The 13,432-nt window shown below is 71.0% G+C and carries 12 protein-coding genes; 7 read left to right on the forward strand and 5 right to left on the reverse strand.

Going from position 1 to position 13,432, the window contains the following annotated elements; all coding sequences use genetic code 11:
* Positions 1-138: 138 nt before the first annotated feature.
* Both ACFWY9_RS20210 and ACFWY9_RS20215 read right to left on the reverse strand, forming a co-directional pair.
* Complete coding sequence (locus ACFWY9_RS20210) at positions 139-1,167, reverse strand: alpha/beta fold hydrolase (RefSeq protein WP_378339541.1); 1,029 nt, start codon at positions 1,165-1,167, stop codon at positions 139-141.
* A gap of 93 nt (positions 1,168-1,260) precedes the next feature.
* The gene (locus ACFWY9_RS20215; RefSeq protein WP_378339543.1) at positions 1,261-3,969 is read right to left on the reverse strand and encodes an ATP-binding protein; all 2,709 of its coding nucleotides are present in this window, start codon (positions 3,967-3,969) and stop codon (positions 1,261-1,263) included.
* 107 nt (positions 3,970-4,076) lie between these two features.
* Here ACFWY9_RS20215 and ACFWY9_RS20220 point away from each other — a divergent pair, with 107 nt between their 5' ends.
* The 4 genes from ACFWY9_RS20220 (at position 4,077) to ACFWY9_RS20235 (ending at position 7,863) form a co-directional block, all read left to right on the forward strand.
* Positions 4,077-4,580: a DUF6130 family protein gene (locus ACFWY9_RS20220; protein ID WP_378329286.1), complete on the forward strand. Its 504-nt coding sequence runs from the start codon at positions 4,077-4,079 to the stop codon at positions 4,578-4,580.
* Complete coding sequence (locus tag ACFWY9_RS20225) at positions 4,577-4,741, forward strand: hypothetical protein (RefSeq protein ID WP_378339544.1); 165 nt, start codon at positions 4,577-4,579, stop codon at positions 4,739-4,741. Before ACFWY9_RS20220 ends, ACFWY9_RS20225 begins: the two co-directional genes overlap by 4 nt.
* Positions 4,742-4,779: 38 nt before the next feature.
* On the forward strand, positions 4,780-6,480 hold the full coding sequence (locus tag ACFWY9_RS20230) for a glycoside hydrolase family 43 protein (protein WP_378339545.1): 1,701 nt from the start codon (positions 4,780-4,782) through the stop codon (positions 6,478-6,480).
* Between the two features lie 69 nt (positions 6,481-6,549).
* Entirely contained in the window at positions 6,550-7,863 is a 1,314-nt protein-coding gene (locus ACFWY9_RS20235) for an ABC1 kinase family protein (protein WP_378329289.1), read from the forward strand.
* 17 nt (positions 7,864-7,880) lie between these two features.
* On the opposite strand, the gene ACFWY9_RS20240 is transcribed toward ACFWY9_RS20235, so the two are convergent.
* Both ACFWY9_RS20240 and ACFWY9_RS20245 read right to left on the reverse strand, forming a co-directional pair.
* Entirely contained in the window at positions 7,881-8,543 is a 663-nt protein-coding gene (locus ACFWY9_RS20240) for a hypothetical protein (protein ID WP_378329290.1), read from the reverse strand.
* Positions 8,544-8,758: 215 nt separating this feature from the next.
* Entirely contained in the window at positions 8,759-9,460 is a 702-nt protein-coding gene (locus ACFWY9_RS20245) for an LmbU family transcriptional regulator (RefSeq protein ID WP_378329291.1), read from the reverse strand.
* A 488-nt stretch (positions 9,461-9,948) separates the two neighbouring features.
* Here ACFWY9_RS20245 and ACFWY9_RS20250 point away from each other — a divergent pair, with 488 nt between their 5' ends.
* Complete coding sequence (locus ACFWY9_RS20250) at positions 9,949-10,659, forward strand: TetR/AcrR family transcriptional regulator (protein ID WP_378339546.1); 711 nt, start codon at positions 9,949-9,951, stop codon at positions 10,657-10,659.
* 52 nt (positions 10,660-10,711) lie between these two features.
* Here ACFWY9_RS20250 and ACFWY9_RS20255 read toward each other — a convergent pair whose 3' ends face one another.
* Positions 10,712-11,773 carry an Lrp/AsnC family transcriptional regulator gene (locus ACFWY9_RS20255; protein ID WP_378329293.1) on the reverse strand — a complete coding sequence of 354 codons (1,062 nt, stop codon included), beginning with the start codon at positions 11,771-11,773 and terminating at the stop codon, positions 10,712-10,714.
* A gap of 270 nt (positions 11,774-12,043) precedes the next feature.
* Here ACFWY9_RS20255 and ACFWY9_RS20260 point away from each other — a divergent pair, with 270 nt between their 5' ends.
* Together ACFWY9_RS20260 and ACFWY9_RS20265 are read left to right on the forward strand one after the other, a co-directional pair.
* On the forward strand, positions 12,044-12,613 hold the full coding sequence (locus ACFWY9_RS20260; protein WP_378329295.1) for a papain-like cysteine protease family protein: 570 nt from the start codon (positions 12,044-12,046) through the stop codon (positions 12,611-12,613).
* A 4-nt stretch (positions 12,614-12,617) separates the two neighbouring features.
* Entirely contained in the window at positions 12,618-13,391 is a 774-nt protein-coding gene (locus ACFWY9_RS20265) for a hypothetical protein (RefSeq protein WP_378339547.1), read from the forward strand.
* Positions 13,392-13,432 lie beyond the last annotated feature (41 nt).

Consider the following 13,432-nt stretch of genomic DNA (forward strand, 5'->3'; position numbering starts at 1 on the left):
GGGGGGGGGGGGGGGGGGGGGGTGGGGGGTGTGGGGGGCCCCCACCCGCCCGGGGGGGGCAGGCACGGGGGCGCTCCGCTGCCTCCCCCACGTCGGGCGGCGCACCCAGGGACGCCATTCACGGACCGAGAACCGGACTCAGAGACGATCGGCGTCGATGATCGCCTTGGCGAAGGGCCGCGGCGCCTCCTGCGGCACGTTGTGCCCGATCCCGTCGAGGATCCGGTGGGCGTACTTGCCGACGTATTTGTCCCGATAGGACTTCCCGTCCTTCGCCGCGCCGTCGAAGTCGCTGCCGATCGTGATCGACGGCACGGAAATCGGCGGCGCGGTGGCGAGTTTCCGTTCGTACTCGTCGAATCGCGGCTCGCCGGGCGCGAGGCTCAACCGCCAGCGGTAGTTGTGGACGACGATCTCGACGTGGTCGGGGTTGTCGAAGGCCGCCGCGCTGCGGTCGTAGGTGGCGTCGTCGAACGTCCACAACGGGGAAGCGTTCTTCCAGATCAGCTTGTTGAAGTCGTGCCGGTTCGCCCGGTAGCCCGCGCGCCCGCGTTCGGTCGCGAAGTAGTACTGGTACCACCAGCCCAGCTCCGCCGCCGGGGCGAGCGGCCGCTGGGTCGCTTCGAGGTTCGTGATGATGTACCCGCTCACCGCGACGATCGCCTTGCACCGCTGCGGCCACAGCACCGCGATGACGTCGGCCGTCCGCGCACCCCAGTCGAATCCGCCGAGAATCGCCTTGTCGATCTTGAGCGCGTCCATGAACGCGACGACGTCGGCGGCCACCGCCGACTGCTGTCCATTGCGGACGGTCTGTGCGGACCGGAACGTCGTCGCACCGTACCCGCGAAGGAACGGGACGAGCACCCGGTACCCTTCCGCAGCCAGCAGCGGCGCAACGTCGACGTAGCTGTGCCCGTCGTAGGGCCAGCCGTGCAGCAGGAGCACCGGCTGCCCGGTGGCCGGGCCGAACTCGGCGTAGGCCATGGTGACGTCCCCGGCGTCGATCCACTTGATCGGGCCGAGCGCGGTGTGCTCACCCGACCCGGCACGAAGATCCGGCGCGGCGGGCGGAGCAGCGGCCGGAGCGTTCGACGAGCACGCGGCCAGCGACGTCGCCGCCACCCCCGCCGCGAACACCTGCGTGAACCGTCGCCTGCTGATCATCTGGACTCCTGTGCGAAAGCCTTCGGGAACGACGGCGACGTTAGGCAGCCGTCGCGGGCCTTCGCGACCGTCGGATGACGCAGCCGGGGTAAGTCAGTCCCCGAGTGCTGCGAGCGCCGTCGCGAGATCCGCGCGCGAGCTGACGCCGAGCTTGGGGAAGATCCGGTGCAGATGCGTGCCGACCGTCCGGTGCGAGAGGTAGAGCCGCTGCCCGATCTCCCGGTTCGTCAGCCCCTCGGCGGCGAGCTGCGCGATGCTCAGCTCGTGCGGAGTCAGCTTCTCCCGCGCGTCCGGTCCCCGGTTCGGGCTGGACTCCCCCGCGCTGCGCAGTTCCCGCCGGGCCCGCTCGGCCCAGGCCGTCATGCCGAGCGCGTCGAACGTCTCCCGTGCCGTGCGCAGATGTGTCCGGGACTCCACCACCCGGCGCTGCCGCCGCAGCCACTCGCCGAAGGCCAGGTGCACGCGCCCGCGTTCGGCGGGCCACCCGTGCAGGTCCGCCCGCAACGCGGTCAGGAACAGCTCCTCGACGTCGTCACCCGAGGCGAGCACGGCACGCGCGTAACGCAGCCCGATGTGCAAAGCCGGTGACGACGTCGACGCCGCCAAGGGCTCGAGATCGCGCAGGATGTCTCGCAGAGCGTCGGTCCGTCCGGCTCGTACAGCAGCCTCGGTGAGTTCCGCGACGAAGTACGCGCGCAAGGCCAACTGGTAGGCGGGATCCGCCGGATCGAGGATCCGGCTCAGGTCGGCGAACGCGTCGTCGAAGCGGCCCTCGCCCAGCGCCGAGAGCCCACGCGCGAGCTGGACGGTGGCCAGGACCGGCCGGGCGCCCGCGACGAGCCCGGCCCGTTCCGCCTCGTCCGCCAGCGTCTTCGCCTGTTTGTGGTCGCCCCTGAGCGCGGCGATCTCTGCCTGGACGGCCGTGGCAAACCCGTACATGAACGGCTGCCCGGTCTCCCCGGCGAACCGGGCGGCCTCCGCCGCGACCGGTACGGCGGTGGCCAGGTCGCCCAGCCGGGTCCGGCTCCACGCCTGGACGGCCAGTGCCCTGGCGAGCAGGCCGAGCCGTCCCTGTGCTCGCAGACCGGGCGCCGCGGTCTCCGAAAACCGCGCCGCCAGGTCGAAAGCGCCGACCTGCAACGCGGCACTGCCCAGATACCGGTCGCGTTCCGGATCGTCACCGGGTGCCCCGGCGAGCTCGCGCAATCCCGCCAGTACGACGTCGCCGCGCTCGAACGGCGCGACGTAGGCGGCGACGGCGACCGCGCGCGGATCGTCCTTCCGGACCAGGATCCGGTCCGCGATCGCCAGCAGCGCACGCCGGGTGTCCGCCCCGGGTTCGGCCCAGAAGCAGCGCATCGCGGCGCCCCACAGGATCCGTCCCGCGGCGCCGTCCTGCCCCTCCGCGGCGACCGACCCGGCCAGCTCCGCCAGTTCCGACACCCGCGAGACGTCTTCGCGGACGCCGTCCTCGAATCCGCTGAGCAGCCAGCTCGCGGTGGCCCGCTGCCGCGGCGAAAGCTCCGCCGTCCGCGCGTCGCGCACCAGTCGCTCGGCGGTGCCCCGGCTTCCGGAGTCGACCGCCAGCTCGGCGGCACGCAGCAAGCGGCTCGCCCGCGCGTCCGGCGCTTCGCTCAACCGCGCGGCCTGTTCCAACGCCGCGATGGCGGCCGCCGCGCCGCCCCGGTGGTGTGCCCTGTCGGCGGTGCGTTCCAGCTCCTCCGCCACGGTCTCGTCGGCTCCGGTCGTCGCGGCGGCCCGGTGCCACGCCTGCCGATCCTGGTGCCCTGCCAGGGTTTCGGCGAGCGCCAGGTGAGCCCGCCGTCGCTCGGCGAGGTCGGCGGCCGCGGGAATGGCCGAGCGCATCAGGGGATGCCGGAAGGTCACCGTGCCGGACCCCAGCTCGACCAGCCCGGCCGCGGCGGCCGGGGCCAGGATCTCCGGCTCGGGCGACGAGCCGAGGATCCGGCCGGTGGCCGCGAGGGTTTCGGCGAGGGAATCACTGGGGTTGAGTGCCGCGACCAGCAGCGCGGTCCGAGCGGGCGCCGCCAGGTCCGCGACCCGCGCGGTGAAGGCACGCTCAAGACGATCACTCAACGGCAGCACCGGATCGGCCCCGTCGAACTCCGCCGACGGCAGTTCGGTCAGCGCCAACGGATTGCCCGCCGCCACTTCGAGCACGCGCGCCCGGACCGTCGAAGCGAGGCCGGGGGCGACCGTGTCCAAGATCTCGGCGGCGGCCTCGGCCGGGAGCCGGTCGACAGGCATCGGCGTCAGCCCGGCGTCCCGTAGTGGGGAGGGCTCCTGGTCCCGCAGGGTCGCGATCAGGATGATCGGCTCGGAGTCGATCCGGCGGGCGACGAACGCCAGGACGTCCGCGCTCGCGCTATCGAGCCAGTGCACGTCCTCGGCGACAACCAGCAGCGGGCGGTCGGCGGCCGCGTCGGCCAGCAGGGTCAGTGCCGCCAGGCCGACGAGGTACGCACTGGGTTCGTCACCCTCGGCTAGGCCGAGCGCTGCCCGCAACGCGTCTCGTTGCGGCGCCGGGAGCGCGTCCAGCCCGGCCCGGAGCGGGTACAGCAGCTGGTGCAGCCCGGCGTAGGCCAGGTTCCGCTCGGCCTCCGCGCCGGTCGCCGTCAGCACGCGCAGGCCCGCCACCGACGCCGCGGAAACCGCTTCGGCCACGAGCGCGGACTTCCCGCTCCCCGCCTCCCCGTGCAGGAGGACGCCGGCGTGTTCGGCCGGTCCGCCGACGAACTCGGCCAGCATCTTCAGCTCGGCGTCCCGTCCGAACAGCGGCATCGTGCCCCCTCTTGTGCGTACTGATCACGACGATACCCACCATGACGTACAACGTCGGCGTCATCCGACGGGCGCCGAGGCCTTCATCACGGACTTACCTTGGCCGCGTGTCAAACCACCACAGGACAGTGCGCGTAGCCGCCGTCGCGGTCATCGCCGCGCTCACCGCCGCCTGCTCGGCGAGTACGCCCCCACCAGCGCCGTCATCCCCGGTTGCCGCCACACCGGCCCCGGTCGCCGCGAGTGGCTGGTCACCCGCGCCGGTCGTTCCGCTGCCCACGCAACCGCCTCCGTCGCTGGTCGTCGACGCGCCACTGCCCGACCAGCTGGCCATGGGCCTGGTCGTGCTCCGCTACCGCGCGGAGAACCTGCGGATCGTGCCGGTCTACGGACCCGGCGCGCTCGACGTCTCGCCGCGGATCGGCCACATCCACGTCACGGTCGACGACGCGCCGTGGCACTGGGCGGACGGCAGCGGCGAGCCCCTCATCATCCAGGCGCTGCCGCCGGGCCCCCACAAGGTCTGGGTCGGGCTGGCCGATCCGACGCACAAGGTCATGGACAGCAAGACCGTGGAATTCGTCATCCCCGCACAGGCCGGTCACCATTGAGCGCCCGCACTGTGCCGGGGCCGGAGTGGCAGCTGCTCGCACCGTTGGCGGTCCTCGCGGGCGAGCTGGGCGCCACGATGGCCCAGGCGACGATCACCTGGCTCGCCGGACCGGCGATGCGCACACCGGAATGGTTTCCCGATGAAGACATGAGGGGCTAACGTCGGATAGCCATCCAGCCGGTTCGCGGGGAGGCGTGATGACCAGACGGCGGATCCTGCTCGTGCTGTCCGTGCTCGTGGCACTGCTCGCCGGGACGCCGCCGGTGTCGGCCGCGCCCGGCGGGACGACGCGCACGAACGCCACGTTCTTCAACGACGCGAAGACACCGGGAGCCGACCCGTACGTCCGCTACGACCTGGCGACCGGCTACTACTACGCCTACTCGACCGAGGGCGCGGACCCCGGTTACCACTTCGGCGTCTACCGCTCGCCGGACCTGGCCACCTGGGAACACCTGCCCGGCGGAGCCCTGCGCGCCGACGATCCCGGCAACTGGGCACACGACTGGTACTGGGCGCCGGAGGTCTACCACAACGAGAAAACCGGGCTGTACTACCTCTTCTACGCGGGCCGGATGAACACGCACGTCGCGGAGCACTTCAAGTACGCCGATTTCGAGGAGCCGTCGAAGATCGGGGTGGCGGTTTCCCGCTCACCGGGCGGTCCTTTCACGAACATCGCCGCGCGGCCGATCGACTATTTCCCGTTCGACCCGGCGTATCACGACGTGAACCTGATCATGGACGCGACGCAGAAGAAACCGCCCGCCACTCTCGAAGAAGGCCGGACAGCGCCGCTCGGCACCTATATCCCGTTCATCGACCCGGACGTGTTCTTCGACGACGACGGCCGGATCTATCTCTATTTCTCCCGCAACGCGTACCGGAACTGGGTCTGGGACACCGATCTCGGCAAATACGTCGAGGAGTCGAACATCTACGCGGTCGAGCTGACCCGCGGCTGGTGGGACGATCCGAGCGGCACCACCATGCCCGCGATCAGTCCGTCCTATCGCGACACCAACCGCTCCCCCGCGGACCCGCCGGGCACCCGCAAGGACGGCTTCACCCCGATCCTTTCGTACGCGGCGGACAAACAGCACTGGGAGAACGCGCACGTCGACGACTACGCGAAGTCCGGCGGGTCCAAAAAGGACCGTCGATGGGCCGAGGGCTCGACCACGATCAAGACCTACACCGGGACCGGCCGGGACCGGAAGGCCGTCTACTACCTGACGTACTCGGCGAACAACTACGAGAACCAGTACTACGGCGTCGGTTACGCGGTGTCCGACAGCCCGCTCGGACCGTGGCGCAAGAGCCCGGCGAACCCGGTGCTCACCCAGAATCCGGCACAGGGCCTGTATTCCACCGGACACGGCAGCGTCATGGCTTCGCCGGACGGTCGCGAGCTCTACTACGTCCACCACGGCCGTCCATCCACAGTGGACGATCGACGGCTCTACACGGCACGGCTGCGGCTCGATCCGGCGCGGGCCGGACTGGCGATCGACGGCACCACCGAGGACCGGCCGCTCCCCTCGGGGATCGCGCCGTTCCGGATCCGGGCGGCGGACCCGCTGCTGGTCGTCCCCGCCGGGCAGCGGGCGAGCACCACCGTGTCGGTCCTGGCGCGCGACGGCGCGGCATTCGACCTGGCCAATCCGCTCAACGGCGTACACGCGGAACTGCGTCCCGCCTCCGCGGGCACGGCGCGGGTCGGCGGCGGCCGGATCACGGTCACCTCGACGGGCGGCTTCGCCCTCCTCACCGTGACGTACCAGCGCGCGCTGACCGGAGGCGGCCACACCGACGTCACGCAGACAACCGGCGGGCGCCCGGCGGAGCCGGTCTCGGTGACCGTGCCCGTGTTCGGACTACCCGCGCCGCGAGAGTAGGAGCTGGTCAGCAGCCTCCGCACCCACTACCTACTGACAAGTAGGCACACCCCGTGTCACCATCGTCCGATGGCCGACATCCCGCATCGAGGCGCGCGTCGCACCGCCAAGCTCGCGAGCCTCCCGCTCGGGGTGGCGGGACGCATGGTCGGCGGCTGGGGACGGCGGCTCCTCGGCGCCGACGCCGAAGGTGTCCAGGCCGAACTGGCCGAGCGCACGGCCGAGCAGCTGTTCGAGGTGCTCGGGCAGCTCAAGGGCGGCGCGATGAAGGTCGGGCAGGCGCTCAGCGTGTTCGAGGCCGCCGTGCCGGACGAACTCGCCGAGCCCTACCGCGAAGCGCTGACGAGACTTCAGTCGGCGGCGCCGCCGATGCCGGCGAGCTCGGTCCACGCGATCCTCACCGAGCAGCTCGGTTCGAGCTGGCGGCGGCGGTTCCGCGACTTCGACGACCGGCCCGCGGCCGCGGCCAGCATCGGGCAGGTCCACCGGGCGGTGTGGCACGACGGGCGCGAAGTCGCGGTCAAGGTCCAGTACCGCGGCGCGGCCGAGGCGCTGCTCGCCGATCTGAACCAGCTGCGCCGGTTCAGCAGGCTGCTCCAGCCACTGGTCCCCGGCATGGCGGTCCGGCCGTTGCTCGCCGAGCTGACCGAGCGGATGACCGAGGAACTCGACTACCACGCCGAGGCAGGACACCAGCGCGCCTTCGCCGCCGCCTTCCGCGACGATCCGCGGATCTTCGTGCCAGGAATACTCGCCAGCGCGCCGAAGGTCCTGGTCGGCGAATGGGTCACCGGCACCCCGCTCGCCGAGGTCATCGCCTCGGGCGGCAAGGAGGTCCGGGACCGGTTCGCCGCGCTGCTGGCGGAGTTCCACTACTCCTCGGCCGATCGCGTCGAACGGCTGCACGTGGACCCGCACCCCGGGAACTACCTGCTGCTCGGCGACGGGCGCCTCGGCGTGCTGGACTTCGGCGCGGTCGGCCGCGTGCCCGGCGGCATCCCGTGGACACTCGGCCGGATCGTCCGGCTCGCCGTCGACGGCCGCCCCGACGAGCTGCTCGCCTTGCTGCGCAAGGAGAACTTCGTCCAGCCCGGGATCACCATCGAGGCCGCGGACGTGCTGCGCTACCTCGCGCCGCTGGTGGAACCGGTCCAGGGCGAGACGTTCCACTTCACCCGCCGCTGGCTGCGCAGGCAGGCGGGCCGGATGACCGACCTCCGGCGGCCCGAGTTCGACACCGGGCGCTCGCTGAACCTGCCCGCGCGGCATCTCATGCTCGTCCGCGCCACCGGCGGGACGACCGCGATCCTGTGCCAGCTCGACGCCGAGGTCGCGATGCGGCCGATCTTCGAGTACTGGCTCGACGGTTTCGCCGACGACTGACCCGCCCCGCGCGGAATTCAGCAGCCGCTCCCCTTCGCCGCAGGGGCACCGATGACGCCCCAGCGCGTCGCGATGACGATCGCCTCGCTCCGGTTCCGCGCCCCGATCTTCCGGTAGGTGTCCTGGATCAGCCGGTACATCTGCCGCTCCGAATAGTCCGCGGCGCGGGCGATGTCGGCCACCGACGCGCCCCGCGAAAGCGCGCCGAGCCAGCCGATCGCCTGCGGATCGAGTCCCAGCCCCTCGGGCACGGCGACCTCGGGCTCGGCCAGTGCGCGGGCGATCCGGCTCGGCAGGCAGGTGGCGCCGCGCAGCGCAGCGCGCAGCACACCGACGATCTCGGTGATGTCCGCGTCGTGGGCGACCAGCCCGTCCGCCCCCGCCCGCAGCGCTGCGCGGTGACCCGCCACCGTCGGCTCGTTCAGCAGGGAGATGATCGGCAGCCCTGGCCAGCGTTCCTTCGTGCGGGTCAGTACGGCCACGTCGTCGGCCGAGGCGGGCAGGAAACAGGCTTGCCAGGAAGAATCGCCGAGCGGACCGGTCGAATCCGCGTCGTGCACGTCGAAACCCGCTTCCTTGAGGCCGAACACCAGGCCGAGGCGATAGGCGGGCAGGTCGTGCACGATGAGGATCCGCTGGTGATGTGCGAGCCGTGCTTCATGACGAAGGAGCCCGTCCATACCCACTCCGTTTCGATGGCTACCCCGTCAAATCTACTCACGGACGCGACCATCGAAAGCTCCGTACGCGCGACCTTTTCCGGTGCCGGACACGGCGGCCTTCGCCGAACTGTCAAGGAATTCGCCGGGAAATCCGCCGAAAGCCGCACCGGAATGGCCGGGGCCGCAGGCACAGGCGAATTCTCACCGCGGGCGGCGCCGTCCGGGCCCTGCCCTCACGTCAGCCGATTCGCCACCACCGCCGGAAAACGCCATGTCTCGGCGCTGACCTCGTCGCTGAGCACCTGTTCCGCGGCGCGGTCCAGCATCGCCATGACCCAGTTGTCGAATTCGACCCCGGACAGGTCCGCCGCCCGGCGCCACCACACGAGCCGGTTGTCGGGGACCTCGATGCGCGGGATCACCGAGGCGGACTGCTGCTTCCGTTCACCACTGCTCTCGAGGCGCTCGTCGCGGATACGGCTCCGCAGCTGCTTGGTCGTCCACATCGCCTCTTCGGCCCTGTCGAGCCAGAAGTCCTGCTCCTCGGCCGGCAGCGAGGCGACCTCGGCGTGGTGCTGGAAGCTCAGCCCGGCACGCCGCCTGTCCAGGTCGAACCGGCGCGCCACCCAGGCGTAGTTGCGCAGCGTCTGATACTGCAGCCCCGCCGCGCGGATGGCGCGGCGGTACCGGTCGGTGTAGCGCTTCTTGCCGTAGACGAGCCAGTCGCCGAGCCACCACGAAGACGAGTCGACGATGCCGGAAAGCTGCCGTCCCGCCCGCTCCCAGCCCTCGAAGCTCAGATCGGCCGGAATGCTCAGGCCGACCCCGGTCATCAGCACCTGGTCGTCGTCCCGGCCCGGCGGCACCTCCGCGGGCAGCCGCCGTTCCAAGGCCCCGGCCGTTTCCGGGCCCGGGACGTTGTCGGTCACGCTCATTGAAGCCCCCAGTCGAACATGATTCGGCCCGTGCCCGGCCACACCGCGGCCGTGCACGACCACCCAGAACCGTTTCTTCACCGGCCGAACTCATGGCCACGGCGAATACGCTTCGCTCGCAATCCCCCGTTGTCCACGAACCCGTCCCGTTCGTTCTCGCACACTGTTCCAAACCGTCAACTAACCGAGGAACCTCCGAACGGGTAGTTCTCCCAGCACGGTGGATCTTCCTCCTCCCCCATGCCCGCAGGTCACAGCGACTCCGCTGACCAGCGAAGAAGCGTTCCCGCCGCCGCGAGGACAATGCTAGATCCCCAGCGAACCCTTGCCCATCGGGAAAGCATCTGTTAGGGGGCGACTGGGGGTTTCCGGGTAGGGGTGTCCCCGGTATCCGGTGGCACTTGTGTGCGGCGGCGAACAACCCGGGAACCCTGGCCGATTCGAAACCGAAACACCCTCATGTCTCGGAGCCGACCTATGATCCCGGCATGACCTCCGACCCGCTGAACCGCGAGCAGATCGTCCGGGTCGCGATCGAGCTGCTCGACGCCGACGGTGTGGACGGGCTGAGCATGCGGCGGCTCGCGGGCCGGATCGGCTCCGGCGCCACCTCGATCTACTGGTACGTCCGGAGCAAGGACGAGCTGACCACCCTCGCCGCCGACGCGGCGTTCGGCGAGATCGAGCTGCCCGATCCCGCCCGGGTGGGCTGGCGGCCCGCGGCGAGCACGATGGCGCGCGGCCTGCGCGCGACGATCCTGCGGCATCCATGGCTCCCGCAGGTCATCGCCGCCCGTCCGGCCTTCGGCCCGATGACCGCGCGCCACGCCGAGCACGCCTTCGCCGTCTTCCAGACGGCCGGGTTCGCCGACGCCCACCTGGACTGGGCCACGAACGCCCTGTTCGCCTTCGTGTACGGCACGGCGCTGGGCGAGGCGACGACGACGCACCTGCGGGAGAAGCTGCGGCAGGCCGGGGTCGACGAGGAGCAGTACCTCAACGAGCTGATCGACAGGCAGCGGGCGGCGGCCGCCCCGTTCCCCCGGGTGCGGGAACGCTACGAGGCCGCGGCACGGGCGGACCAGGACAGCGCACGGGACAGGTCGTTCGAGTTCGGCCTGAGCACGGTCCTCGACGGCCTCGAAGCCCGGCTCACCCCGGCGCCGGAGGGCCTCGCGGCCGAACCCGGCAGTCCATAAAGGACGGAGGATCGGCGGTGCACATCGGTGTCCCGCCACCGGGACGGCCGATTCACGGCGCGGGAGTCATCGGCACCTGTCCCCGCGCGACGCCGTTCGCGTCGAGCAGCCTGCCCATCCGCTTCGGCATCTTCGTGGTGATGCTCCGTTCGGCGATCCGCACGCCGGGCAGGCGCGCGGCCAGCGTCGCCTCGAAGTCCAGACAGCCCGACGGCGAACGGAACCAGGTCGACAACACCAGGTTGTGCTCGCCCGCCACCGCCGCGCACAGCCGCGTCTCCGGGAGCGCGGCGACGACCCGGCCCACCTCGTCCAGCCGATCACCCGGCACGTCGAGCCGGTACCCGCCGATGACCGGCCAGCCCGCGACGCCGTGGGCGAGATCGCAGCGGAAGTCCAGTTCGTGGTCGACGAGCATCCTGGCGAGCCTGCGGCGGACAGCGGACTCGCTCATCCCGCAATCCCGTGCCAGCTCGGCGAAACTCCGGCGCCCGTCCGCGCCGAGCGCGTGCACCAGCGCTTCGAAATCCGTGTCGTTCCACCGTGCCGGGACCACCAGCCGCGCGCGCTCGGCGGTGTCGTCGAGTACCGCCCGTTGCTGGGGCGTGAGCGTGTGGACCAGCCAGCCGCTTCCCTCCCGGTAGACGCGGGTGGCGACGGCGAGACGCACCCCGGTCACGCCGTCGAGCTCGGCCACCCGCCGCGCGATCAGCCGGTCCAGCCCGGCGAGCCCGTGCGCGGACACGCCGAGGAACAGCTGGTAGCGCCCGGTCGTCCGTTCGAGGTTGAACACGCACTGCCAGCCGCACAGCCGCTCGGTCAGCGGCGTAAGCGCTTCCGGGCGGCACGCGATGTCGAGGTACCCGACGGTCAGCGTCGGGACCGTGACGTACGCGGTCAGCCAGGCGAGCCCCGCCGAGGTGAGCCGCTCCCAGCGGCGCGCCGCGGTCGTCGCGTCGACACCGATCGCGGTGCCGATCCGGGTCCACGGTGCCCGCGGATCCACCTGCAGCGCCTCGACGAGCGCGAGGTCGAGTTCGGTCAGCAGGGCGCTTTCCGGCAGCGCTTTCCGGGAAGGGCCGGAATCCGGCGTAGGGGCGACCTGCCGCGACATGGAGCGCATTGTGACCCACTCGTCACGGATTGCCAACCATCCCGCCGGAATCCACCACAGCGACAGGCCGGACGCCGTGATCCGCCGCCGTGTCCACCCCGGACCGGAAACCATCCGTTAGTAGGTACCGGCCCCGTAGGCCGCCGCGAAAACTTTGTCCAGTTCTTCCTCTTCCATCCCCGCCGATTCGGACACCCCCTTCGGGCTCAGCACCCTCGGGTGTCCACAAAGGACAAAGGAGTGTGCCTCGTGAGGACGAAGAGTCTCGCCCTGCGCGGGCTCGCGACGGCGTGCGCGTCCGTCGTCGCCCTGCTCGCGTCGCCGGCATCCGGTACCGCGGCGCCGGCCGCCCGTACCGACCTGCGCATCACGATGCAGGCGCAGGAAAAGGACCAGTGGTGCTGGGACGCCAGCGGCAACACCATCGCCGCCTTCTGGGGTCACAAGCTGACCCAGACCCGGTTCTGCCAGATCGCGCACAACGAGTCGGGCAGCGACTGCCGGAACAACCAGGGTTATCTCAGCGACCAGCAGCGCGTTTTCCGGTACCTCGGTTTCCGGAACGTGGGCACGTACAACTCGAACGGCCAGATCCTTTCCTTCGCCGCCATCAAGAACCAGATCGACGCCAAGCACCCCATCGGCACACGGATCGGCTGGACCTCGGGCGGCGGGCACATGCACGTGCTCTACGGCTACGACGACACCAATGGCGCGACCAAGGTCGAATACGGCGACCCGTGGCCGAACAACAGCCGCTACAACTCGATGAACTACAGCTCCTACAAATCGAACAACCAATTCCGGTGGACCCACACCGTGTACGGGATCGAGGGCTGAGACGATGAGGAACCTTTTGCGTGCGGCGATCGTCGCCGGTGCCGGGCTGCTCGTCGTGCTCGGTGCGGGAAGCGCTTCCGCCGCGGAATCCCCCGCCGGGCAGCCGAATGCGGCCGACCTCGCCGCGATCGGCACCCTCGTGTCCGGAAAGGACACCGCGAACCGGCTCGCCACCACGGTCTTCCCTGACGGCACCAGAGTCGCCGCGGAAACCGCGGCCCGCAACGCGATGGCCGACCCGGCCAAGCCCGTCGCGGTCTACGAGCCGTCCGCGGAGTTCGTCACCGGGAAGTCCGCGGTACCTGCCGAACTCGCCTACGTCGCCGTGCCCGCCAGGACCGGGGACGGCGCGACGGCCACCGTGCAGGCCCAGCGCGAGGGCCGTGACTGGTCGGTCTTCAACGTCGCCTCGGGCGACGTCGAACAGCGGCTCGCGGCCGAGGCGGGCAAGGGCTACCTGCTGCACGAACCGCAGGTGAACGCCTGGTACGCGGTCGAAGGCGGCACGGTGCGGGTGCTCGACGGCTCGGTCACCGGCACGGCGAAGGGCGCGACCATGAGCGTCGACGCCTTCCGCACGGCGTTGCGTGACCGCTACGCCGACAAGCTGCCGGGTTCGGCCTACGACCGCGAAGGCGCCGGGGGTGGCTACACCCCCGCGTCCGCGACCGCCCGGCCGAACGAACCGCGCGACCTGCTCGTCCCGATCCTGCTCGGGGCCGGTGCGCTGGCGCTCGTCGCCGCCGGCGCCTACGCGGTGCGCCTGCGCAGGCAGTGAAATGAAGCAGCGACGCGCGGTGTGCCGGCCCGACGGCACAC

Source organism: Amycolatopsis sp. NPDC059027, from assembly GCF_042739735.1.
In the GTDB taxonomy this organism is placed as follows: Bacteria; Actinomycetota; Actinomycetes; order Mycobacteriales; family Pseudonocardiaceae; genus Amycolatopsis.

Bases quoted from the DNA above. Each gene is read 5' to 3' on its own strand.
- ACFWY9_RS20235 (WP_378329289.1), top strand. From the start codon at position 6,550: ATGGCCGACATCCCGCATCGAGGCGCGCGTCGCACCGCCAAGCTCGCG.
- ACFWY9_RS20210 (WP_378339541.1), bottom strand. From the start codon at position 1,167: ATGATCAGCAGGCGACGGTTCACGCAGGTGTTCGCGGCGGGGGTGGCG.
- ACFWY9_RS20230 (WP_378339545.1), top strand. From the start codon at position 4,780: ATGACCAGACGGCGGATCCTGCTCGTGCTGTCCGTGCTCGTGGCACTG.
- ACFWY9_RS20255 (WP_378329293.1), bottom strand. From the start codon at position 11,773: ATGTCGCGGCAGGTCGCCCCTACGCCGGATTCCGGCCCTTCCCGGAAA.
- ACFWY9_RS20245 (WP_378329291.1), bottom strand. From the start codon at position 9,460: ATGAGCGTGACCGACAACGTCCCGGGCCCGGAAACGGCCGGGGCCTTG.
- ACFWY9_RS20240 (WP_378329290.1), bottom strand. From the start codon at position 8,543: ATGGACGGGCTCCTTCGTCATGAAGCACGGCTCGCACATCACCAGCGG.
- ACFWY9_RS20215 (WP_378339543.1), bottom strand. From the start codon at position 3,969: ATGCCGCTGTTCGGACGGGACGCCGAGCTGAAGATGCTGGCCGAGTTC.
- ACFWY9_RS20250 (WP_378339546.1), top strand. From the start codon at position 9,949: ATGACCTCCGACCCGCTGAACCGCGAGCAGATCGTCCGGGTCGCGATC.
- ACFWY9_RS20265 (WP_378339547.1), top strand. From the start codon at position 12,618: ATGAGGAACCTTTTGCGTGCGGCGATCGTCGCCGGTGCCGGGCTGCTC.